Genomic DNA, 19,954 nt, shown 5'->3' with positions numbered 1-19,954 from the left:
CTGTTTATGCAGAAAAATAAAGTTAGAAAAGCTGTGATTCCAGTAGCTGGTTTCGGCACTCGTTTGTTTCCAGCTACTAAAGTTGTCAAAAAAGAACTTTTCCCGATTATTGATCGAGATGGTAGGGCAAAACCTGTAATTGTAGCAATTATTGAAGAGGCAATTAATGCTGGAATTACAGAAGTAGGGATTGTGGTGCAGCCAGATGACAAAGAAATATTTGAAGATTTATTGAAAAACCCACCCAAAAAACAACTTTTAGAGAAACTTTCATCGCAAAATCAAGAATATAGCCGATATATCGAAGATTTAGGTAGCAGAATTACCATCTTATTGCAAGAGGAACAATTAGGCTACGGTCATGCGGTATTTTGTGCCAAAGATTGGGTGCAAAATGAGCCGTTTTTGCTAATGTTGGGCGACCACATTTATGCATCTGATACTGAAAAATCTTGTGCTAGTCAAGTTTTAGATGTTTACGAACAAGTTAATCAAAGCGTTGTTGGCTTAACTACAATGCCATCTGAAATTATTCATAAAGCTGGGTGTGTAACAGGAGTTTGGCAAGAGTTAAACTCGATTTTAAAAGTTACACAACTCTATGAAAAACCTACTATTGAATATGCACAACTGCATTTGCGTGTAGAGGGAATTGCAGAAAATGATTTTTTAGGTATATTTGGTTTGTATTTACTTACTCCGAAAATTTTTGACTTTCTAGCAGAACACATCAACCAAAATTTCCGGGAACGAGGCGAATTTCAGTTAACATCCTGTCTGGAAAGATTGCGTAAAGAAGAGGGAATGACCGGATATGTTGTTAAAGGTAAGTGTTTTGATACAGGTTTGCCAGATGCTTATCGCCAAACGATGATTGATTTTAGAAGGCTTTCCTAGCTCGAATCAACGGTTGGTAAGGCTTACAGAAAACTTTTCGGTCTAAATAAATCGGAGGTTAAATCATGGTTTGGAAAATAACTACTGATGAACTGTTGGCTCGTTACAAAGCTGGGGAGCGTAACTTTGCTGGGGTTGAACTGTTGCGAATTATCGGCGAAATGGGTGAAAGAGATGGAGTTGATGGTCAGATTACTGGACTCGAAGGTGCTGATTTGCGGGGTATTAACCTGCGAGGAGCTAATCTTGAAGATGTCGATTTGAGTGGGGCTAATTTGACTGGAGCCGATTTGTTCGGGGCTTATTTGGGTGGGGCTGGTTTGGTCAAAACGATTCTGAAGAGATGCTAATTTGTTCTCCGCCAATCTGAGTTGGGCTACTTTGAATGGGGCTGATTTGACTGGAGCTAATTTGAGCCAGGTGAATGCGAGTAGCGCTGTTTTCATTGGTGCTACCATAGGCTATTTTGAATATGCTGTTTTGATTGACGCTAACTTCCAAGGGGCTATAGGTATGCTCATCAATGGACATTTCAATTTGATTTGGGATACCACTATGCCCGATGGCACTGTTGAAAAAATTCCCTACTGTAAATGGAAATAGTTCTTACTCAGTTGCAGCCATGAAGGGAGCAGGTTTAATTAGAGAGCTAACGTTATAGTCGCAGACTTAACGAGAGAGAATGTCACCAGATATGAGTTAAGCTAAAGTGCGTCAATGGGTCAGCAGTGAAGACAATGCTTTGGTTTAGAGAATGAATCAGTATTTTGCAACGGTTGCTCGCGGATTAGAAACCCTCGCGGCTCAAGAGTTAGAGCAGCTCGGCGCCCATTCCGTAGAGCCAGGGTTTTGCGGTGTAGCCTTTGAGGGCGATCGCACCTTACTTTATCGCGTCAACCTCTGGGCTAGGCTGCCGTTCCGAATCTTGGTGAATATCCATGACTTTCCCTGCCTTGATGCTGAGGATCTCTATCGCGGTATCCAGAGCATCGATTGGCAAAACTATTTAACGCCAGACATGACCCTGGCGGTGACTACCACAGGCAAAAACGATCGCCTCAATCACACCCACTTCACATCTCTCCAGATCAAAAATGCGATCGTTGACCAGCAGCAAGAAAATCTGGGCGAGCGTTCAAATGTAGAGCTTCATGAACCAGATGTGCGAATCAATGTTCATATTGAGCGCGATTTTTGTACCGTCAAACTTGACAGTTCTGGAAATAGTCTACACCGCCGAGGCTACCGCCCTGCGGTTGGAGCAGCCCCTCTCAAGGAATCTCTGGCTGCTGCCCTGATTCAGCTTTCGGGCTGGCAGCCAGACCAGATGTTCTACGATCCTCTTTGTGGATCTGGCACTTTACCCCTGGAAGCTAGCTTAAAGGCACTTAATATAGCACCAGGGCTGTTTCGTGAATCCTTTGGATTTGAAAATTGGCTCGATTTTGATTTATCCCTTTTAGAAAAGCTGCTCCAAGAAGCTAAGGACAGCCAACTGGATACTCTTCCCGCACCTATTTGGGGAAGCGATCGCGATGAAAATATAATCGAGCAAGCGATTAACAATGCCCAAAACTGCGGCGTTGATAACCATGTATGGTTTTCTCAAATGGAGCTTGCCGATGTTGTCGCCCCCGCAGACAGTGGGATTTTATTCTGCAATCCTCCCTATGGCGAACGGCTAGGACGAGATAGCGACTTGGGGGCATTTTACAAACTTTTGGGCGATGTATTAAAACAACGCTTCAAAGGTTGGACTGCATTTGTGCTGAGTGGTAATAAGGAACTATCTCAATCGATTGGACTGAAATCATCCCAACGGATTGCGGTGTACAACGGAGCGTTGCCTTGTCAGTTAATGAAATATGAGCTGTATTAAGACAGAATCGGTGATATTTTGCGATTTACATAAAGGCGATCGCTCTCGGTAGCCTAATCTAACTGCTAAAATGCAAGAAACAAAGCTGGAGGAAAAGCCATGAGTCGAAGGGCTTGCTCCCCCAGCTAAGAGCTCCCTTCCCCTCTGCCTCTTCGGTGAGCCATAGTCAGGGTGAATGCAGCTCGGTGCAGGTCCTGGAAACTACATCTGAGCATCACTGACCCTGACCCGCGGACTTATCTCTGCACCAAAGAGCGGCTGAGCCAGTCCTCGAAACGGGTCGAACCGATGAGCGAGTTGTCTCCTGGAATGAGAGTGCGATCGTCCAGTTCTGTGCCGTAGTAGCGGGCGTGGGCGTCTGTGACGACCTGACGGGGATCGTGGTTTGCGCTCAGGAATCGGCGGATGAGTTCGTCAAAATGGAATCGGTCTGGACCCGCTAGCTCAACCATGCCGTTCACGGGTTCTCCCAGGGTGATATCGACTAGCGCGGCAGCTACGTCATCTGACATGACGGGCTGTATAAAAGCAGACGGCAAGCGAACCGTTTGCCCATCGGTGGCAGATTGGGCGATCGCACCCATGAACTCGAAGAACTGCGTGGCACTAAGGATTGTATAAGGTACTCCTCCAGACTTGATCAGCTTCTCTTGAGAAGCTTTCGCACGCATGTAACCGCTTTCGGGGATGCGATCGGCTCCAACGACCGACAGCGCAACGTGATGACCTACACCCGCGATCGCCTCTGCTGCAAGCAGGTTCCGGGATGACTTCTCGAAAAATTCCAATACGGGCCCGTCCTCGAAGAACGGTGAGTTCGTGACATCAACAACAACTTGAGCGCCCACCAGCGCATCAGTGAGTCCCTCACCCGTGACGGCATTGACTCCCGAAGAAGGCGATGCTGCCACTGCCTCGTGTCCGCGCTCACGTAGCCCGTTCACGAGTTTCTTACCGATAAGCCCACTACCGCCGATGACAACAATTTTCATGACATAAACCTCTTATAATTTCAATACCTTCGCCAAAAAAATAGTATGAAGAGAGAGGGCTGCCGTAGTAGAGTTATTGTCTCTCAAAACGACAACTCAAAAACTACAAACAGCCCATGCGCGACATCGTATCACTATTGAGCGTGCCTGTTATTGCAGATAAACCAATCTGAAAACTAATCCACTTTTATTAGCCCAGATTTTTGCCAAGCTTACCTCTCTCGGTCGTATTCACAATGTTTCTACAGCCGGTGAACCCTCGTAAATTGGCGAAGGTATTGCTGTATGAAACAGTTTTGATTCCGACTGCGGTTTATGAAGAACTGCTGGATGAGAGGGCTAGAGACAAATCCAAAAAGTGTCACAAAATGACAAATGCGTTTTTTCACATTCAATCGGCTGAAAACCTTAGTTCGTATAGCTTACAGGGCTTACAAACTTTTTATTTAGATAAAAAGTCTAAACCTGATACAAATTAAGCTTTTTATACTTAGATAAGCCCACAAAAGACAATTCCCCGTCACCGCGATCGCACAACAGGGAATTTTTAGATATGATTATAACGGCTTTTGGCTAGTCATCGCTATCGGTTTCAGAATTGTTCATCAACTCGCGTAGGCGACGTATATTTTCCGATTGAACCGTTAGTAGCGTGGGTTCACTCGCACTATTCTCTAGCAGCGATCGCAAATCATCCTCAGCATTCTTTTTGGCGATTATCAGCGCGGCGAATAGGTTTTTATCAATAACGCACTGAAAAGATTTGTTCAACAGTTAGATTTAAATCTGGAAATGTTGGCGACTCTATAGGGTCGTCTCCTCTAAACTGTTTACCACGATATTCAGCCTCATCACTTAAAGAGTAAATTGTGATTGTTGGCTGTTTGGGGTCGCCTATCAATTCTTTGCTACCCAAAGCAGCATAATCGACAATCCAATATTCTTGAATACCCATTTCTTCATAGTCAGCAAACTTTTTATGATAATCATCTCTCCAGTTAGTACTGACCCTTACGGGTTCGTCAGTTGCTTCAACGCGGGGAACCCGCGCAACGCACTGACTCACTACTTCAATCACTAATGGAATTGAATCTGGTTTACTAAGGATAGATTGTTTCTCTCATAATGGTTCATTAGCCAAGTTAGAAAAATTCATTAATAAAACATCAGGATAGTACCCAGACATTTTATTTTCTGGCTTCACTGTGGCGGTTTTAGGTATACCGTAATAAAGTTTAAGACGAAGACACTCATACCCTAACATCATTGTTAAAAATGCTACTATTTGCTCATGTTTGCCTGATGGTGGCGGCATTTGAATAATATCTCCATCGTGTAATTCATAACGAATGTTTTCCGGTTGTGTTTCTAAAAACTCTAAATATTCATCAAAGGTAAATAGTTTTTGTAGTGATTGAAAACACGGGGGCATGGCTGCGGGGGTTGTCTCTTTCATGTTGGAGTTACTTGAACGTGAAAGCTATGATAGTAACGCATTGTACCGTATTTTTATTTTATTTTTTGTTTAAGTCCCGTTAAGGCGATCGCTCTCAACTACTTCTGCTCAGTAAAAAATACATTAGACCTCTTAGCATAAATCTAAAATAAAAACCCCACCCCCAACCCCTCCCCAAAGCTTTGGGGAGGGGTTGGGGGTGGGGTGTTAGGCAATACAGTTCGGATAAGACTTGATCCCCCCAACCCCCCTTTTTAAGGGGGGCTAAGAATTGCTTGCTCTATTTCCCCCTTTTTAAGGGGGACTAAGGGGGATCTTTAGGACTATGCACCTTAACCGAACCGTATTGGGGTGTTAGGAACTTTTGCAAGAGGTCTACTCAATATTATTTGGTGATATTTTTAATACTCTTTCATAAATTTAAATTAAGCTAAAAAACTTGAAACCTAATATGAGTATACATTTTGGCAGTTAGTATGAAAACTTTTTAAAAACCTGGCAGTATAATCGGTGACTGACAACCTGCAATTTATTTATCACTAAAAGGCAAGGCTATTTATGTCAGACCAATTCACCTTTACCGTTACCAATGAAAGCGAACAAGCAATCACAGAGTTGTGGGTATCTGTCGATGATGAAGAGTGGGCATCATTTACATTGAGTGATTCAGGGATTCCATCGGGTGAAACAGCAACAATTGCTTGGGCTGAATATACGAATGGTTCGCCCTGTGAATGGTACATCTCTGCTGTATTTGAAGATGAATCAGAAACGGAGTCAGCCCTATTTAACTTTTGTGAAGAACCAGCTTTAACAATCGGATAAATTTCCCACTGCGATCGCGCTTGATACATGATTGCATATAGCCATTTTCAATCACTTGAGGTACAGGTATGCAATATAGACCTAACCCTCTAACCCCCTTCCCGCTTCGGGAAGGGGGAACAATTCAAAGCCTCTCTCCTTTTAACAGAGAGTAATGGAAGTGAGGTCAAAATTGTACCTCACGCTTGTGGAGAACCGCTATATAGACTCCAGCCATAAAAACAAAAGCCCTGCCTCGAAAACATCAAGGTGGGGTTTGATATTAGAATTGACATTGGCAATAGTTGCTAACAGGCGATCGCTCTCAACTTACAGCAGAATTCAAGTATTTGAACCACATCTGTCGTCAGGGCACAGCATTGCTGTGTGGTCTATTTACCTGAAAATAGCTGTAAAATCAGATGCTGAGACTACGTAGTTTACCGCCGTAGGCATCGCAATTCCTCAAAATACTTAAAGCCACCGCCTCCGCCACCTTAATCCCATCGATACCAGCTGAGAGAATTCCCCCTGCGTATCCCGCGCCTTCACCCGCCGGATAAAGTCCGACTGTATTCAAACTCTGATAATCTTCTTTGCGTTTAATCCGAATTGGTGATGACGTGCGGGTTTCCACCCCAGTCAACACGGCATCATCCATCGCAAATCCTTTAATTTGTTTGTCAAAAGCGAGAAGTGCTTCCCGGATGGCTGCGATCGCATAATCTGGTAAACTCTCACTCAAATCACCCAAATGTATCCCAGGTGTATAAGACGGCTTCACAGTACCTAACGCTGTAGAGGGGCGATGGTTGAGAAAGTCTCCTACCAACTGCCCTGGAGCTTCATAAGTCCCACCGCCCAATTCAAAAGCCCGTTCTTCTAAGCGCCGTTGAAAGTCAATTCCCGCCAAGGCGTTACCTGGATAATCTTCGGGGGTGATGCCCACAACGATCGCACTATTGGCATTGCGCTCATTCCGAGAGTATTGGCTCATCCCATTGGTGACAAGTCGCCCCGGTTCTGATGCGGCTGCAACCACCAAGCCCCCCGGACACATACAGAAGCTATAGACGGAGCGACCATTTTGGCAGTGGTGAACCAGTTTGTAATCGGCAGCACCTAAAAGCTTATGACCCGCTTGAGCGCCGAAACGACATTGGTCGATGAGAGACTGAGGATGTTCCACCCGAAAACCGATGGAAAAAGGTTTAGCCTCGATGTAAACCCCTCGATTAAATAGCATTTGGAAAGTATCGCGGGCGCTGTGTCCTACCGCCAAAACCACATGATCGCTGGCGATATATTCCCCACTGGCGAGGGTGACTCCCCGCACCTGTCCATTTTCGATGTTGATATCTTCCACCCGACTTTCAAAGCGAATTTCACCGCCGAGGGATTCGATTTGGGCGCGGATACTTTGGACGATTCCCACCAGTTTGAAAGTGCCGATGTGTGGTTTGTTGATATAGAGAATTTCTGGTGAGGCTCCCGCATTGACGAGTTCGGTTAACACCTTGCGTCCATAATGCTGAGGATCTTTAACCTGACTGTAGAGTTTGCCATCAGAGAATGTACCCGCACCACCTTCGCCAAACTGGGCATTAGATTCTGGGTTGAAGTCTGATTTTTTCTTCCAAAAGCCAAAGGTATCAACGGTGCGATCGCGAACTTGTTTGCCACGTTCTAAAATGATTGGACAAAAGCCCATTTGTGCCAGCATTAAACCCGCAAACAAGCCACAAGGCCCAGTACCAATCACGATGGGGCGAATCGCCAAATTGCTGGGTGCTTGTGCCACTGGGCGATAACTCATGTCTGGCGTGGCCATCACATGGGGATCTTTTTTCAGGCGCTTGAGTAGATGAGTTTCCTGAGTCGTTTCTACATCCAAAATATAGACAAGGGTGATCTCTCCTTTCTTACGGGCATCGTAGCTACGCTTGAAGATGGAATAGCTGATCAATTCTTCGTGCGTGATTTGCAGCTTTTTGAGGATGGCAGACTTGATCTCATCTTCAGGATGATCAAGCGGGAGCTTTACTTCTGTTAGTCGTAACATAGCGAGGAGAAATGCATACTGTCTATCAAAATATTAAACAAAATCACTGTGGTGCGGCTGATTTCCGTGGCTCAAACAAACGTGAGTTCGATAAACTTCTCCCTTGCCTTGAACTTTAGTTTAAGTCTGTCCCTCTCCAATTTGGCTACGGTGTACACACAAGTCCTAAAAACTTAGCTTGATAAGGCTTTCCTTATTCTCATGCAAAGTATTGTCAGTTAAAGCATTAGCATTGTCAGTCGATGCATTGGCATTGTTAGTCCATGCATTAGCATTGTCAATCAAAGCATTAGCCTTGTTAGTCGATGCATTAGCATTGTCAGTCAAAGCATTGGCATTGTCAGTTAAGAGACTTGTGTGTACACTGTAGTTTCGATTCAGAGAGGGGCAGTTTTGTGTAGTAAAACCTCTTAGAGGTCTTTTTATGATGGCTAATTAGACAGATAGAATATGATCCGTCAAACTCGTGTTAAACAAGACTGACAGCCGCCTCTAACATTTGTATTGTCCCAAGTTCAGCATTTATTTCCACTTCTAAACCGATTGGCAAGGTAAATTTATCCTTAATATGACCAATCATTGAACCATACCAAGCAGGAATACCTAAAGGAAGTATGTGTTGTTGCAATACTTGCATTAATGTAAATGATGGTTCATCCCCAAGCTTACAATTAGTACATTGCCCAAAGATAAAACCAGCAATTTGGTTAAGTATCCCAGCAGTTTTTAATTGTGTCAGCATCCTATCTACACGGTAAACATCCTCGCCAATTTCTTCGACAAACAAAATGCTTTTGTTCCAAGAAGGTAGATAAGGTGAACCTACCATTGCTGATAGCACTGATAAGTTTCCACCCACAAGTTTACCTCTCGCCTTTCCCGGTGCGATTATCTCTACCCGTACTTCGCTAGGGTTGAGGTTTTGCATAGTCACAGCTTCACCATTAAATAGGATGCGCTTGAAGTAATCGACTGTAAACTGATTCCAGGTAGATGTGGCAACTGGCCCATGAAAAGTAATCATTTGACTACGAGCATTAATTGCCAACAACAGCGTAGTAATATCGCTGTAGCCCATGATAATTTTCGGATGGGAGCGGATTAGCGAATAGTTTAGTAGGGGTAAAATGCGATTACAACCCCAACCACCACGCATAGCAATAATTGCTTTTATGGTGCGATCGCTAAACATCAAGTTTACATCCTGGGCGCGATCGGTATCTTTACCCGCTAAATAGCCGTAACGATCTAAAATATGCTTCCCCAGCTTGACTTTTAACCCTAATTGTGAAATTGATTGCTGCGCTGCTTCGATGTCTTTGGCGTCAACGATACCCGCAGGGGCGATTAATCCTACGGTATCGCCCACTTGCAGGCGGGGCGGCTTGCGGATGGTGTTTGGAGATGGCTTACCTTCAGCGGTAACTGATGATATTTGGGTGGCTAGGGTAGCTAGTCCACAGGTTGTGAGAAATTCCCGACGCTTGATAGTCATAACCATTGAGTTGGGGATTAGGGATTGTCATAGTGACGAATTTTAATAGGTTATACCAACGCCTAAATCATTCATAAAAAGTTAGATCCCCGACAACTTTTACGAAGTCGGGGATCTGGACACCGCGAATTTTTACAAATCAAATAGAATTGCTATATGTAAATTTTTGTTGACTAATTTTTCTCGTGAATCATGCGGCGAAGATCATCAAGAGGCGAGTCTGGTTCGGTGATTTCTGAATTGTTGCTGTTAGTTATTTGTACATCTTCCTCTTCAACATAAAATTCAACGCTTATTTTAATTTTTACTTTCCCCTTTTTCCAGCTTTGAGAACCTAGTGTTAAAATTTCGCAATCTATACCCTCATGAAACCAATTCACATTCGGAGACTCTTTTATCTCTACTCCTTGCCTACTTAATTCTTCATTCAATGTATCTTCTAGCGTGGGATTAAAAGAGGTATCGATTGCTTGTTTAAATTTACCAATTTTATATGTATTCTCTCCGAAGTCCAAAACATCACCATCATTACACTCTATTGGCTTGAATCCATCTTCCATATCAACTTCAACCTTTTAAATTTTTCTACTTTACACAAAGCTGTAATTAGTGAGTGCTTAAGCACTCACTAAAAGCTACAATTATCTCAAATCATCTTATACAACATCTGAAACCAAAAATCCATTATTAGCAAACTTAGCATCAGTGTCAAACGAATCACCAATTACAGGCAAAAGATGGTCATATAATTGCATAACCTGTAAACAACTATTGATACTAGAAGTTGCTGAATTATATGCTGCAATGTTTTCTTCAACAACATTCAATAATCGGCGATTGTTAGCAATTTTTTCTTCAGCTTCTTGTTGCAGTGTTTTCTCTAAATAAGCACGCGCCTGTGGGTATTGCTGCAAAATCTCATCGGCTTGCTGATCTGCCATTGGTAACAACTGAGTTTTGAGCGTTTGGTTCATGGTTTGACGGAAAGATTTACGAATAGTTTGAGAAACTTTTGGTTCAAAATCTAACTTCAATAATTGCCTAATCGCTGGTTCTGCTTCTACAATACTTTCAGCGTCGTAACCTTGAGAAGTTTGTAATAAAGTCTGGCGAAATTGATATATAGAAAAAGTGCCTTCATCATAAAATCTCGGACTTTCTCGCACGAAGCGATCGCACTCTACACTAGCTGCACTCACTAATGCTTGAGTAACTCCTTTTTCTAAACTTCTAATCTCTTGTTCAATTCCACCATCATTATCTAATAAACGATATAATTGGCGATAATATTCTGACTTGCGAATCTTTTCAATCAACCGCTGGAAATAATTCGCAACTACTTGCTGAGAAGATTCAACCAAAATATCTTCTAATTGATTTGCTAAGTAATAAAATGCTTCTACTAAAATAGCAATCAAAGGTGCAGTAGCGTTGCGAGGATGGCTGATGGTTGCACGTCGATAAGCATAAGCTACAGAAAAACTATCCAGCAATTCATCTAACCGGCGAATCATTCGTGATTGCAATTGTTTAAAATCTGCTTCAAAAGCATCACAGGAATTATTAATTATATGGTTAACTTCTTCTGTGATATGCTCACTAAATTCTCTACCAATTTGCTGGAGTTGCTGATTTAGGCGTTGTAACTCTTGCGCCTTCATAGTCTCGATTTCTTGGGGCTGACTATCTAAATTACGTTGCATATTCTGATAATGTTTTTTCAGTTTAATACAAACATCTTCCAAATCATCAGCAAGGTTTTTAAACAATTGTGGGCGCTTTTCTTCTGTAAGATAGCGAGTAATAGCTGTGCGAAATTCATCAGTACCACTATCTTGAATGAGCTTTTCTATCAGTTCATTTCCCCAATCTCCCAGAATCCGCACATAATTTTGATTTGGAGTTTCAAAGCCGTTAACAGAGACACGGAATTTAGTGGAAGACAGCTTTCCTGAATTTACACAGTAGTTGTTAAACGCATAGATAAATTGTGGTGTTTCTTCTTTACCATCTAAACCTTTAATACTTTCTGCAAAAACAGAATCTAAACCAAATCTATCTCGTTGGTTTGTCTGTTTAATCTGACTGCCGTAAAATCCTAATAATCCACTCGTTTTATAAACCTTGCTTGAATTACCAAACTGTCCACTAATTAAATCATCTAATCGTTGCCGTAGTTCGGTATTGTACCAAGTCTCATCGATGCGGTTGAAGATATAGAAAACGCGATCGCGTACTCCCCCATTCTCCCGCATTAATTCCAAAAGTTCTGTTTCTTCTTTTGTCATGTCACCCGCAGAAGCAGGTTTTAGCACACACACCACCGCCGAAGTATCGGGATGTTGAATTTTGGTATAAGTTAGCTGTGCATCTTTCTCTATCGGTGCATCTATACCCGCCGTATCAATAATTACGTTACCATCTTCTAGCAGAGGATGATTACAGTAATATTCTATTCGCTTCAATACTGCACTATTACTACCACGACGGGCATATCCAGCAGCTTCCTTGAGGTTGGAAAAGTTAAATTGCTCCATTGAATATGTAGCATTATTAACCGTGTTAATGCGATCGCGGTTTGCTATATATCCCTCTAGCAATAACATTAACGCCTTCGCCTGTTTTGCACGTTCTGATTTACTCTCACCACCTTCCTGCTGAATAATAACTTCAGAACCTTGACGTAGCAAGTCAATGACATCAGCTTGGTTAATATTGGGTACTGTCTTAAATCCTAGCTGCTGACACAAATAAACTGCTTGTTCCCGAATCTCAACTTCACTTAAAAATGTCAAAACAACACGTTCTTTATCTACTTCTGTATACTCGATTTTGCATTCTGTACCTGTAGCGTGTCCCTCTGCACTGTACAGTAATTCTCTCTCTAATAGTGCATTGATTAGCATTGATTTCCCGGCACTAAAAGCACCCGCAAACACAATCTCAAACTTGGGAGAAATCGCTTTACTTAGGGAAGTTTGTACAGGTGTAATATCTTGAGAACGTAGCGTTGGTTCTTGCTGTAAAAGTTGTAATATCGACTCAACCTGCTCTTTTAAATTTTGGCACTGAAGCGGTAAATCTGACATATTCAGCATCCTGACAATATTTATGTATATGTTAGTTACATTTATTGTCTTGATGGTTCAGTAATATTTCTGAGATATTTGATCCGGTTTGGCTGCTGGATATCACTTAACTTTTCTAGAACAAGCTTTTAGAGATCGTCTCGTTCCCAGTCTCTGACTGGGAATGCCTCATGGGGGGCTGCCGCCTCAAGACTTGCGGCAGAGCAGCAATTGAAAAGCATTTCCAGCCAGAGGCAGGAAACGAGGTTTTAACGAGGTTTTAAGGGTTCTGAAATCACGCAAAATCATTTTCATACCTGAATTCAGCAACGCCTAAAAAAGCATCTACTCAATCTTCAAGTTGAAAGGCAAACGGGCGTAAACCCCCTGTGGATCGTTCATCTTTTGCAGAATCTCTACTTCCTGTTGCAATTTCTGGAATTCAGTGGTGAGGGGATTAGATGGTTTGAGTTGCGCCCCCTCAATTCCTAAAGCAGTCCGCGCCTCTTCAGTTGCACGCCCAAAAAAGCGTTCTCCGAAGCTGTTAGTGCGAGGATACTCTTGCACTTCCCAGTCTTCTCCTAGTTTCGCCTCCTTGGCAGCATATGCGATCGCAATATTCAAACCGCCAATTTCGTCCACCAAACCAATTTCTTTGGCCGCCACACCAGACCAAACCCGTCCTTGAGCAATTTCTGCTACTTTTTGTTCTGGGAGTTTGCGACCTTGAGAAACTTTATTCAGAAACATATCATAAATGCGGTTAACACTGCGCTGATAAAGTGCCAACTCTTGAGGCGATTTCGGACGCGAAACTGTTTGACTATCAGCATAGCGTGCAGTTTTCACCGAATCCCAGGTGATGCCGTGATCATTAGCCAGCTTTTCACCATTGAATAGCAACCCAAACACACCTATTGAACCTGTAATGGTATTTGGTTCGGCAAAAATGCGATTAGAGTCGCTAGCAATCCAGTAACCACCAGAGGCGGCCACATCACCCATTGACACCACAACTGGTTTCACTTCACGGGTTAATTTCACTTCTCGCTGCATGACTTCGGCTGCGGTAGCGCTACCACCAGGACTATTAATCCGTAATACAACAGCTTTCACATCCTTATCTTGTCGGAGTTTGTTGAAGATTTTGGCAAAGCGATCGCCTCCTATTTGCCCATCATCACCTTTACCATCGACAATCTCGCCCTCAGCGTAAACAACGGCAATTTGATTTTTGGAGTTACGTTCTACACCCAAAGATTTGCCGGAAACTTCTGCGTAGCTATTCAGGCTAATTTGTCGGAATGTTTTGTCGTCTTTATCGCTATCTGTCAACTTTTTGAGATCAGTCACCACTTCATCGGGGTATGCTACTCGATCAACTAAACCGCTAGTTTTGGCTTGTGTGGCTTCCAGTAGCGCCTGACTATCTGCGATCGCTTGCAACTTTTCCGGTTCCATTTTCCGACTTGCGCCTACAACAGTGCGCCACTCTCCCCAAACATCATCCAACAATTTCTGAGTTTGTTCGCGGTTTTCTGGACTCAGTTTTGTGAGGATAAACGGTTCAACAGCTCCTTTGAATTTCCCCACTCGCACAACTTGCACACCAATGCCATATTTCTGTAATGCTCCCGCTAAGAACATCGGTTGTGAACTCAAACCGTTGATTTCCATCATTCCCAGAGGATTAATGACAATGGAATCTGCCACTGAACTAAGATAATATTCCTTTTTACTCCAATCACTGCCATAGGCCACAATCTTTTTCCCAGAAGCGCGAAACTCCTCCAGCGCTTTCCGAATTTCTTTAAGGGAGGCATAGCCGACGTTACTAACTTGGCTTGTGCCAGTTGCATCCAGGTAGATCCCGACAATTCGCGGATCGCGTCGCGCCTTTTCCAAAGTTTGCACAACTTTGCGGAGTGATACCCTTTCGTCATCCACACCTGATATTGTGTTTTGAAAAACTTCGCTTGAACTAGGTTCGCTATCAGTAATTTTCATCGACAAGTCAAAAACCAGCACTGACTTATCTTTCACGTTTGGCCCAGTATCTTTAGAGGAGGTAGCAGCCAATATTAGCAAGAACAGTCCAGTGGTTCCTAGACCACCGAAAATAATTAGTCCTAATAAGGTGCCAACTAAACTAGCAAAAGTTTGTTTGATAAAATTACGCATTAGTTATTAGTTATTAGTTATTGGGCATGGGGCATTGGGCATGGGGCATGGGGCATTGGGCATTGGGCATTGGGCATTGGGCATTGGTTCTAACCAATAGAGGACAAAGAACTAATTACCATGCCAATTTTAGATTTAGCTCCATCAGTTTATCGGTAGGGTCAATCCAAAATCCAAGTTGCGCTGAAAGCGCACCAAAGGTGCGACCTAAAATCCAAAATCTGTTGACTGATGACCTACTTAATTTATTCTACGCGCTGTAAACTGCCAGAGTGCTTTAACTGATACAAGGTGGCGTTGGCAGTGCAGAATAAAACTGTGGTGATTTCGGCGATTAATACTTCAGCCAGTTCGGCAACTGCTGTCTCTGATGTTGCTGCTGCTTGCAAAAAAGGCATTGCTAAACCAGCTATATCTGCTCCCAAAGCGATCGCTGCTGCCACATCCAATCCATGACGCAAACCTCCCGAAGCAATTAAGGGCACATTTGGAGCGATCGCTCTAATAGTTGTAATGCACTCTGCCGTCGGTAAACCCCAATCGGCAAACGTCCTTCCTAAGCGATGTTGCAAGGGATTTTCGGCTCGTTCACTTTCTACTTTTGCCCAAGAAGTACCCCCCGCACCAGCTACATCAATTGCTGCTACCCCGGCGGCAATGAGTTTGTTGGCGATCGCTGCTGAAATGCCGTTACCAACTTCCTTTGCAATCACTGGCACTGGCATTTTATCGCATAAATCAGCTATTTTGTCAAGCAAACCCCGAAAATTAGTATCACCTTTGGATTGAATGCACTCTTGTAGAGGGTTAATGTGTAAAATCAGGGCATCAGCCTCTAGGATATCAACTACCCGCAAACATTCATCTAAACCGTACTTATAGTTAAGTTGCACAGCCCCCAAGTTCGCAAATAGCAGAACATCGGGCGCATACTTGCGGACAGCAAAAGTATCAGCTACCTGGGGTTTTTCTACCGCTACCCGTTGGGAACCGACACCCATCGCAATTTTGTAGTGTTGCGCGACTTCGGCCAAACGTTGGTTAATGATTGCGGCTTGTTCTGTTCCTCCAGTCATGGAAGAAATTAACAAGGGTGCGCCAAGGTGTTTCCCCAGGAAAGTTGTACTGATATCAATATCGTTGTGGTTTAGTTCGGGTAAACAAGAATGGGTGAAGCGATAACGTTCCAGTCCATTGGTGATTTGATGACACTGAACATCTTCCTCTAAACAGATCCGAATGTGATCGGCTTTGCGATTCTGAGTTTGTGCAGAGATATTGGTAGGGGCGTTCACTGGTGGGTATGGCTAAAAGGATTTGCGATCGCTATTGTTACATTGTATGTAACCATCTTTTTAGAACAAAAATATTTATTTTGCCTATCTTTAGGGTACGTTAGGCTATTGATAACAGAACCATTCCGCCATTTTGTGAGTTAATTAATATGGTTTTACAAACAGAAAAGCACTACTACACCCCAGAAGAATATTTGGAATTAGAAGAGAAGGCTGAATATAAAAATGAATACAAAGACGGAGAAATTATACCTTTGACAGGGGGAACAACTAACCACAACAAAATAGCACTTAATTTTTGTATAAAATTTCCCTTGATAGTGCAAGGTCAAGCTTATGACATATATATGGCTGATGTTAAAGTATCGATACCCCGTTATCGCCTTTATACTTATCCTGATGTTATAGTCATCAAAGGTAAGCCTATTTACGAGGGAACAGGTACAACAACTATTACTAATCCCTTGTTAATTGTTGAAGTCTTATCAAATTCAACTAAAAATTATGACAAAACAGATAAGTTTAAATATTATCGTTCAATTCCTGATTTTCAGGAATATATTATGATTGACCAGTATAGTTTTACTGTCGAACAATTTGCCAAGCAAGCAGAAGGTCAATGGATTTTTAAGGAATATGAAAGTGAAGAGGCAGTTTTAGTCTTAGATTCTATCGATTTTCAAATTGCGTTGCGTGATATTTATGAGCGGGTTGATTTTGAGTTGATTGAGGAATAAAACAGGGGATAAATAGGGGAGTCAGGTGTAGCCATTGGTGTGCCCTTATGAATAATTGATGTGTCGCAAACATTTATAGTGTGAGACTTTGCGACTTATTATTAAGCGAAAAAGAGACGAGCAGCGATTCCTTCTCTACGAGACGCTACGCGAACGGAGAGCTTCGCTAACGCATTTTGTTTGCTGGCGAGCCTAACTACTAAGGTGCGATTATGCGATGCCTGTGGCGGGCTACGCCTACGCAAAGCAATGGGCATCACTCACGGTGTAATGATGCCTAATTGTTGCTTGTTACGCCGTCTGTGTAGAGGCCGCTTTTGAGTCTGCGGTGGATTTTAACCGGGTGATAAGCTAATGTACTTTTAATTTGCATAACCAGGGCGCTCATGTTGCCCACACCACAAGATTTTTACTTCCAGGTAATATGCAAGTTAAATATCCAACAGCTTAGTGGCTTTACGAATGCGATCGCTTTTTTTGATCGCCGCGATGAATCGATTAGACGCGATGAATCGCGTCTCTACACGGTGGGAATAATTCCGAGTTTTTTGGGTTGGCAATTACATAAATGCAAGGCAATACTTGCATAAGTTTTTGTATCAATAAAAGTAATTATGAATAATTACGATCCTCAACCAAAAAACAACAAACCTAAATACAAAGGTAAATATCGAATTGATTCAACACGGTTACCAGCATGGAGTTATGCTAGCAATGCAGGATATTTCGTTACTATTTGCACGGATGGTAAGAAATGCTTTTTTGGTGAGGTTGTGCAGGGTGAAATGCAGTTATCAACAATTGGAGAAATTGCTCATAAATTGTGGTACGAGATTCCTAATCATTTTTCTAATTGCCAGATGGATTCGTTTTGCGTCATGCCTAATCATATTCACGGGATTCTGATTATTAATCAAACACAAGAGAATCTTGTTGAAGAGGAGATTGTTGGTAAAGAAGATGTGGGTGATTTGACTGGTTTTATGGAAGGAGACGCGATGAATAGAGAAGAAGACGCGATGAATCGCGTCTCTACAAAGGGGGATCGGCAACGGGGTGGGGTTACTGGGTTATTTAACCCGATGTTGTCTAAAAATTCCCTTTCTAAAATTGTTAGGTGGTACAAAGGACGATGTACATTTGAAATTAATCAAATCTATCAAGGTTTTAGATGGCAAGAAAGGTTTCATGACAACATAATTCGTAATGAATTCGCCCTCAACAAAATTAGACAATATATTATCAATAACCCAATCAATTGGGAACGCGATCGCGAACAACCACCCCATCACCCCTTGTAGAGACGCGATTCATCGCGTCTTATGCCTGTGCGTATTGTGCGTATTGTAAATTTATCCAAATCCAGAAAATGCGATCGCCCCTGGTAAAACAGATATTGTAAACAGAATGAGAATGCGATCGTTACCTAAAAACTATTGTCCCATTCCCTATTGACGCGTATAACGATGCTTCACCCCAATGGGGAAATATTCAAAATCCCCCATTGGAGCTAATGCAACCTGTGGTGTTTGATATTCTACGGGAACATAATTAGCAAACTCGCTATTTAGGCGTAGCAGTTGTGAAAGAATAGAAGATGCGATCGCTTCTTTTTTCTCTTCACTACCCTCTACTCCTGGTGCTAACTCCACAACCACAGATAAAAATCGGTTCTTGTCTGCGTCTTCCTTCACCTGCAACACAAACTTACCCGTCACCCATTCTTGAATTATTGGTTGTTCTAATCCCACCGTCACATTTTCGGGATAAATATTTGCACCAAAGTAAGAAACTGTAAAATTAGAACGACCGAAGACATAAACGAAAGGTAGCTGATGAATACCTCTAGGTGATTGTTGAGTGTCAGAACGGAGATTTTCGAGCGGATTAAATCCCCATTCTGCTAAAAATTGCAACATTGCATCATAACTAATTATCCCGCCAGTATCCAAGATGTCATAACGCACTAAGGGAATACCGTTATCTCCCGAAAACAGCAATCCGCCATCTTGAACTTCAAAAAAGCGACTACAAGGATCATATTGTACTAGCGTGGGTAAACGCGATTCCCCAAATAAAGCTCTAGCTGCATCGGGATTTTTTGCCAGAAAACGGCGAATGCAGATACTTAACGGTGTTTCATTACCCAAAACTCCTGCATCCGCAGTACCGTAGAGTGATGCAAAATCATAGCAAGGATTTTGTGAAGCAACTCTTTCGCCAACTAAACTCCGCCATTCTTCACTAAATACTTCTCCCGCCATAACTAACTTAATCTGATATTGCTGCCACTCCACACCACGGGCGATACCAGTATCAATCACATCTTTTAAAAACGGCGGGTATCCCAATAACACCACTTGCTCAAATTCTGAACCTAGTTCTTGGACAACTCGCAAAATTTCTTCTTTGTTGTTACCAGGAGTAATTACAGTGATGGGATAACCTTTGCTAGCAAGATAACGACAGCAATTAGTAGTAAATATTCCACCTACCCAAGTGCCCAAAGTGAAACAAATCACAGCTAGGGTACGTCTAGTATTTGCATGAAAACTATCGTGAAAAATCTGTTCAAAGCGTGTGGCGATTTGGAGTTCATCCGTGAAAAAACGGGGCCAAAATGTCGGTTTTCCACTAGAACCTGATGAAGCAGCTATCATGTCGCACGTTTGGAGTTGCCCGTTGCGGCACAAGTCAGCTAAAGGATAACGCAGTATATAATTTTGTTTAGCGATCGCTGGGAGTTTTTGAAACTCCTCTAAGGTTTGAATAGTCGCGGGATTAATTTCCCTTTCTGCTAAAAAAGCCTTATAGGCTGGTACATTAGCCGCCACATCGTGAAATAAACTCAAAGCTGCCGAAGTTTGAGTGTTGAGATGCCGTTGCAGTAGCGTTTCTAGGGGGGTAGACAAAAAATCTTCAAATGCTTTAATTGCTCGCTGCTGTTGTGATTTGCAGTTCATGACGCTTGTTGTTTATCCTGAAGTAGAACCAACACCGTTACTTGCTGCCAGTATTTTAGCTGTTATCTAATACCCTCAAACCCCCAGTGATTCTTACCAACACGGATTTAATATTAAGAACACCC

The 19,954-nt window shown here is 42.6% G+C and carries 20 protein-coding genes and 1 pseudogene; 11 read left to right on the top strand and 10 right to left on the bottom strand.

What is annotated here, in order from left to right:
• Nucleotides 1-6: 6 nt before the first annotated feature.
• From V7K30_RS03085 to V7K30_RS03070, 4 genes are all read left to right on the top strand, one after another.
• Complete coding sequence (locus V7K30_RS03085; protein ID WP_334996998.1) at nt 7-897, top strand: UTP--glucose-1-phosphate uridylyltransferase; 891 nt, start codon at nt 7-9, stop codon at nt 895-897.
• Between the two features lie 65 nt (nt 898-962).
• A complete protein-coding gene (locus V7K30_RS03080; RefSeq protein ID WP_334996996.1) occupies nt 963-1,247 on the top strand; it encodes a pentapeptide repeat-containing protein in 285 nt (94 codons plus the stop codon).
• Between the two features lies 1 nt (nt 1,248).
• Nucleotides 1,249-1,500, top strand: coding sequence for a pentapeptide repeat-containing protein (locus V7K30_RS03075; protein ID WP_334996994.1), 252 nt, complete (start codon nt 1,249-1,251; stop codon nt 1,498-1,500).
• Between the two features lie 151 nt (nt 1,501-1,651).
• Nucleotides 1,652-2,776 carry a THUMP domain-containing class I SAM-dependent RNA methyltransferase gene (locus V7K30_RS03070; protein ID WP_334996992.1) on the top strand — a complete coding sequence of 375 codons (1,125 nt, stop codon included), beginning with the start codon at nt 1,652-1,654 and terminating at the stop codon, nt 2,774-2,776.
• 236 nt (nt 2,777-3,012) lie between these two features.
• Here V7K30_RS03070 and V7K30_RS03065 read toward each other — a convergent pair whose 3' ends face one another.
• On the bottom strand, nt 3,013-3,768 hold the full coding sequence (locus V7K30_RS03065; protein WP_334996990.1) for an SDR family oxidoreductase: 756 nt from the start codon (nt 3,766-3,768) through the stop codon (nt 3,013-3,015).
• Between the two features lie 236 nt (nt 3,769-4,004).
• On the opposite strand from V7K30_RS03065, the gene V7K30_RS03060 reads away from it, so the two are divergent.
• Complete coding sequence (locus V7K30_RS03060) at nt 4,005-4,247, top strand: hypothetical protein (RefSeq protein WP_334996988.1); 243 nt, start codon at nt 4,005-4,007, stop codon at nt 4,245-4,247.
• A gap of 94 nt (nt 4,248-4,341) precedes the next feature.
• Here V7K30_RS03060 and V7K30_RS03055 read toward each other — a convergent pair whose 3' ends face one another.
• Together V7K30_RS03055 and V7K30_RS03050 are read right to left on the bottom strand one after the other, a co-directional pair.
• On the bottom strand, nt 4,342-4,539 hold the full coding sequence (locus V7K30_RS03055) for a hypothetical protein (protein ID WP_334996987.1): 198 nt from the start codon (nt 4,537-4,539) through the stop codon (nt 4,342-4,344).
• Nucleotides 4,511-5,200: pseudogene (locus V7K30_RS03050) on the bottom strand (Uma2 family endonuclease). Before V7K30_RS03050 ends, V7K30_RS03055 begins: the two are co-directional and overlap by 29 nt.
• 582 nt (nt 5,201-5,782) lie before the next feature.
• Between V7K30_RS03050 and V7K30_RS03045 the strand changes: the two are divergent.
• Nucleotides 5,783-6,049, top strand: a complete 267-nt coding sequence (locus V7K30_RS03045) for a hypothetical protein (RefSeq protein WP_334996985.1) — start codon at nt 5,783-5,785, stop codon at nt 6,047-6,049.
• Between the two features lie 172 nt (nt 6,050-6,221).
• Nucleotides 6,222-6,467: a hypothetical protein gene (locus tag V7K30_RS03040; RefSeq protein WP_334996983.1), complete on the top strand. Its 246-nt coding sequence runs from the start codon at nt 6,222-6,224 to the stop codon at nt 6,465-6,467.
• Here the strand turns inward: V7K30_RS03040 and V7K30_RS03035 are convergent.
• Entirely contained in the window at nt 6,447-8,090 is a 1,644-nt protein-coding gene (locus V7K30_RS03035; protein ID WP_334996981.1) for an NAD(P)/FAD-dependent oxidoreductase, read from the bottom strand. The genes V7K30_RS03040 and V7K30_RS03035 overlap by 21 nt on opposite strands.
• Nucleotides 8,091-8,301: 211 nt before the next feature.
• Here V7K30_RS03035 and V7K30_RS03030 point away from each other — a divergent pair, with 211 nt between their 5' ends.
• The gene (locus V7K30_RS03030) at nt 8,302-8,460 is read left to right on the top strand and encodes a hypothetical protein (RefSeq protein ID WP_334996979.1); all 159 of its coding nucleotides are present in this window, start codon (nt 8,302-8,304) and stop codon (nt 8,458-8,460) included.
• Between the two features lie 99 nt (nt 8,461-8,559).
• Here the strand turns inward: V7K30_RS03030 and V7K30_RS03025 are convergent, their stop codons facing one another.
• From V7K30_RS03025 to fni, 5 genes are all read right to left on the bottom strand, one after another.
• Nucleotides 8,560-9,585, bottom strand: coding sequence for a S66 peptidase family protein (locus V7K30_RS03025; protein WP_334997115.1), 1,026 nt, complete (start codon nt 9,583-9,585; stop codon nt 8,560-8,562).
• 173 nt (nt 9,586-9,758) lie between these two features.
• Nucleotides 9,759-10,145 (bottom strand): KGK domain-containing protein, encoded by a 387-nt coding sequence (locus tag V7K30_RS03020; RefSeq protein ID WP_334996976.1) that lies wholly within the window; start codon nt 10,143-10,145, stop codon nt 9,759-9,761.
• Nucleotides 10,146-10,241: 96 nt separating this feature from the next.
• The gene (locus tag V7K30_RS03015) at nt 10,242-12,674 is read right to left on the bottom strand and encodes a dynamin-like GTPase family protein (RefSeq protein WP_334996974.1); all 2,433 of its coding nucleotides are present in this window, start codon (nt 12,672-12,674) and stop codon (nt 10,242-10,244) included.
• 324 nt (nt 12,675-12,998) lie between these two features.
• Nucleotides 12,999-14,834 carry a signal peptide peptidase SppA gene (sppA, locus tag V7K30_RS03010; protein WP_334996972.1) on the bottom strand — a complete coding sequence of 612 codons (1,836 nt, stop codon included), beginning with the start codon at nt 14,832-14,834 and terminating at the stop codon, nt 12,999-13,001.
• A 245-nt stretch (nt 14,835-15,079) separates the two neighbouring features.
• Entirely contained in the window at nt 15,080-16,129 is a 1,050-nt protein-coding gene (gene fni / locus V7K30_RS03005) for a type 2 isopentenyl-diphosphate Delta-isomerase (RefSeq protein WP_334996970.1), read from the bottom strand.
• A 149-nt stretch (nt 16,130-16,278) separates the two neighbouring features.
• Between fni and V7K30_RS03000 the strand changes: the two genes are divergently transcribed.
• From V7K30_RS03000 to V7K30_RS02990, 3 genes are all read left to right on the top strand, one after another.
• Nucleotides 16,279-16,866 (top strand): Uma2 family endonuclease, encoded by a 588-nt coding sequence (locus V7K30_RS03000; protein ID WP_334996968.1) that lies wholly within the window; start codon nt 16,279-16,281, stop codon nt 16,864-16,866.
• 386 nt (nt 16,867-17,252) lie between these two features.
• Nucleotides 17,253-17,456: a hypothetical protein gene (locus V7K30_RS02995; RefSeq protein ID WP_334996966.1), complete on the top strand. Its 204-nt coding sequence runs from the start codon at nt 17,253-17,255 to the stop codon at nt 17,454-17,456.
• A 24-nt stretch (nt 17,457-17,480) separates the two neighbouring features.
• Nucleotides 17,481-18,167 (top strand): transposase, encoded by a 687-nt coding sequence (locus V7K30_RS02990; RefSeq protein WP_334996964.1) that lies wholly within the window; start codon nt 17,481-17,483, stop codon nt 18,165-18,167.
• Nucleotides 18,168-18,314: 147 nt separating this feature from the next.
• On the opposite strand, the gene V7K30_RS02985 is transcribed toward V7K30_RS02990, so the two are convergent.
• Nucleotides 18,315-19,829, bottom strand: coding sequence for a phenylacetate--CoA ligase family protein (locus V7K30_RS02985; protein ID WP_334996962.1), 1,515 nt, complete (start codon nt 19,827-19,829; stop codon nt 18,315-18,317).
• Nucleotides 19,830-19,954: the final 125 nt, after the last annotated feature.

The organism is Nostoc sp. (genome assembly GCF_036917655.1).
Lineage (GTDB): Bacteria > Cyanobacteriota > Cyanobacteriia > Cyanobacteriales > Nostocaceae > Nostoc.
Note: the sequence above shows the minus strand (reverse complement) of the source record. Positions and strands in the feature narration are given on the sequence as shown.

Excerpts from the sequence above, each read along its gene's own strand:
- V7K30_RS03020 (WP_334996976.1), bottom strand. The coding sequence starts at position 10,145 with ATGGAAGATGGATTCAAGCCAATAGAGTGTAATGATGGTGATGTTTTG.
- V7K30_RS03060 (WP_334996988.1), top strand. The coding sequence starts at position 4,005 with ATGTTTCTACAGCCGGTGAACCCTCGTAAATTGGCGAAGGTATTGCTG.
- V7K30_RS02995 (WP_334996966.1), top strand. The coding sequence starts at position 17,253 with ATGTTGCCCACACCACAAGATTTTTACTTCCAGGTAATATGCAAGTTA.
- V7K30_RS03025 (WP_334997115.1), bottom strand. The coding sequence starts at position 9,585 with ATGACTATCAAGCGTCGGGAATTTCTCACAACCTGTGGACTAGCTACC.
- sppA (WP_334996972.1), bottom strand. The coding sequence starts at position 14,834 with ATGCGTAATTTTATCAAACAAACTTTTGCTAGTTTAGTTGGCACCTTA.
- V7K30_RS03080 (WP_334996996.1), top strand. The coding sequence starts at position 963 with ATGGTTTGGAAAATAACTACTGATGAACTGTTGGCTCGTTACAAAGCT.
- V7K30_RS02985 (WP_334996962.1), bottom strand. The coding sequence starts at position 19,829 with ATGAACTGCAAATCACAACAGCAGCGAGCAATTAAAGCATTTGAAGAT.
- V7K30_RS03035 (WP_334996981.1), bottom strand. The coding sequence starts at position 8,090 with ATGTTACGACTAACAGAAGTAAAGCTCCCGCTTGATCATCCTGAAGAT.
- V7K30_RS03015 (WP_334996974.1), bottom strand. The coding sequence starts at position 12,674 with ATGTCAGATTTACCGCTTCAGTGCCAAAATTTAAAAGAGCAGGTTGAG.
- V7K30_RS02990 (WP_334996964.1), top strand. The coding sequence starts at position 17,481 with ATGAATAATTACGATCCTCAACCAAAAAACAACAAACCTAAATACAAA.
- V7K30_RS03065 (WP_334996990.1), bottom strand. The coding sequence starts at position 3,768 with ATGAAAATTGTTGTCATCGGCGGTAGTGGGCTTATCGGTAAGAAACTC.
- V7K30_RS03000 (WP_334996968.1), top strand. The coding sequence starts at position 16,279 with ATGGTTTTACAAACAGAAAAGCACTACTACACCCCAGAAGAATATTTG.
- V7K30_RS03085 (WP_334996998.1), top strand. The coding sequence starts at position 7 with ATGCAGAAAAATAAAGTTAGAAAAGCTGTGATTCCAGTAGCTGGTTTC.
- V7K30_RS03070 (WP_334996992.1), top strand. The coding sequence starts at position 1,652 with ATGAATCAGTATTTTGCAACGGTTGCTCGCGGATTAGAAACCCTCGCG.
- V7K30_RS03045 (WP_334996985.1), top strand. The coding sequence starts at position 5,783 with ATGTCAGACCAATTCACCTTTACCGTTACCAATGAAAGCGAACAAGCA.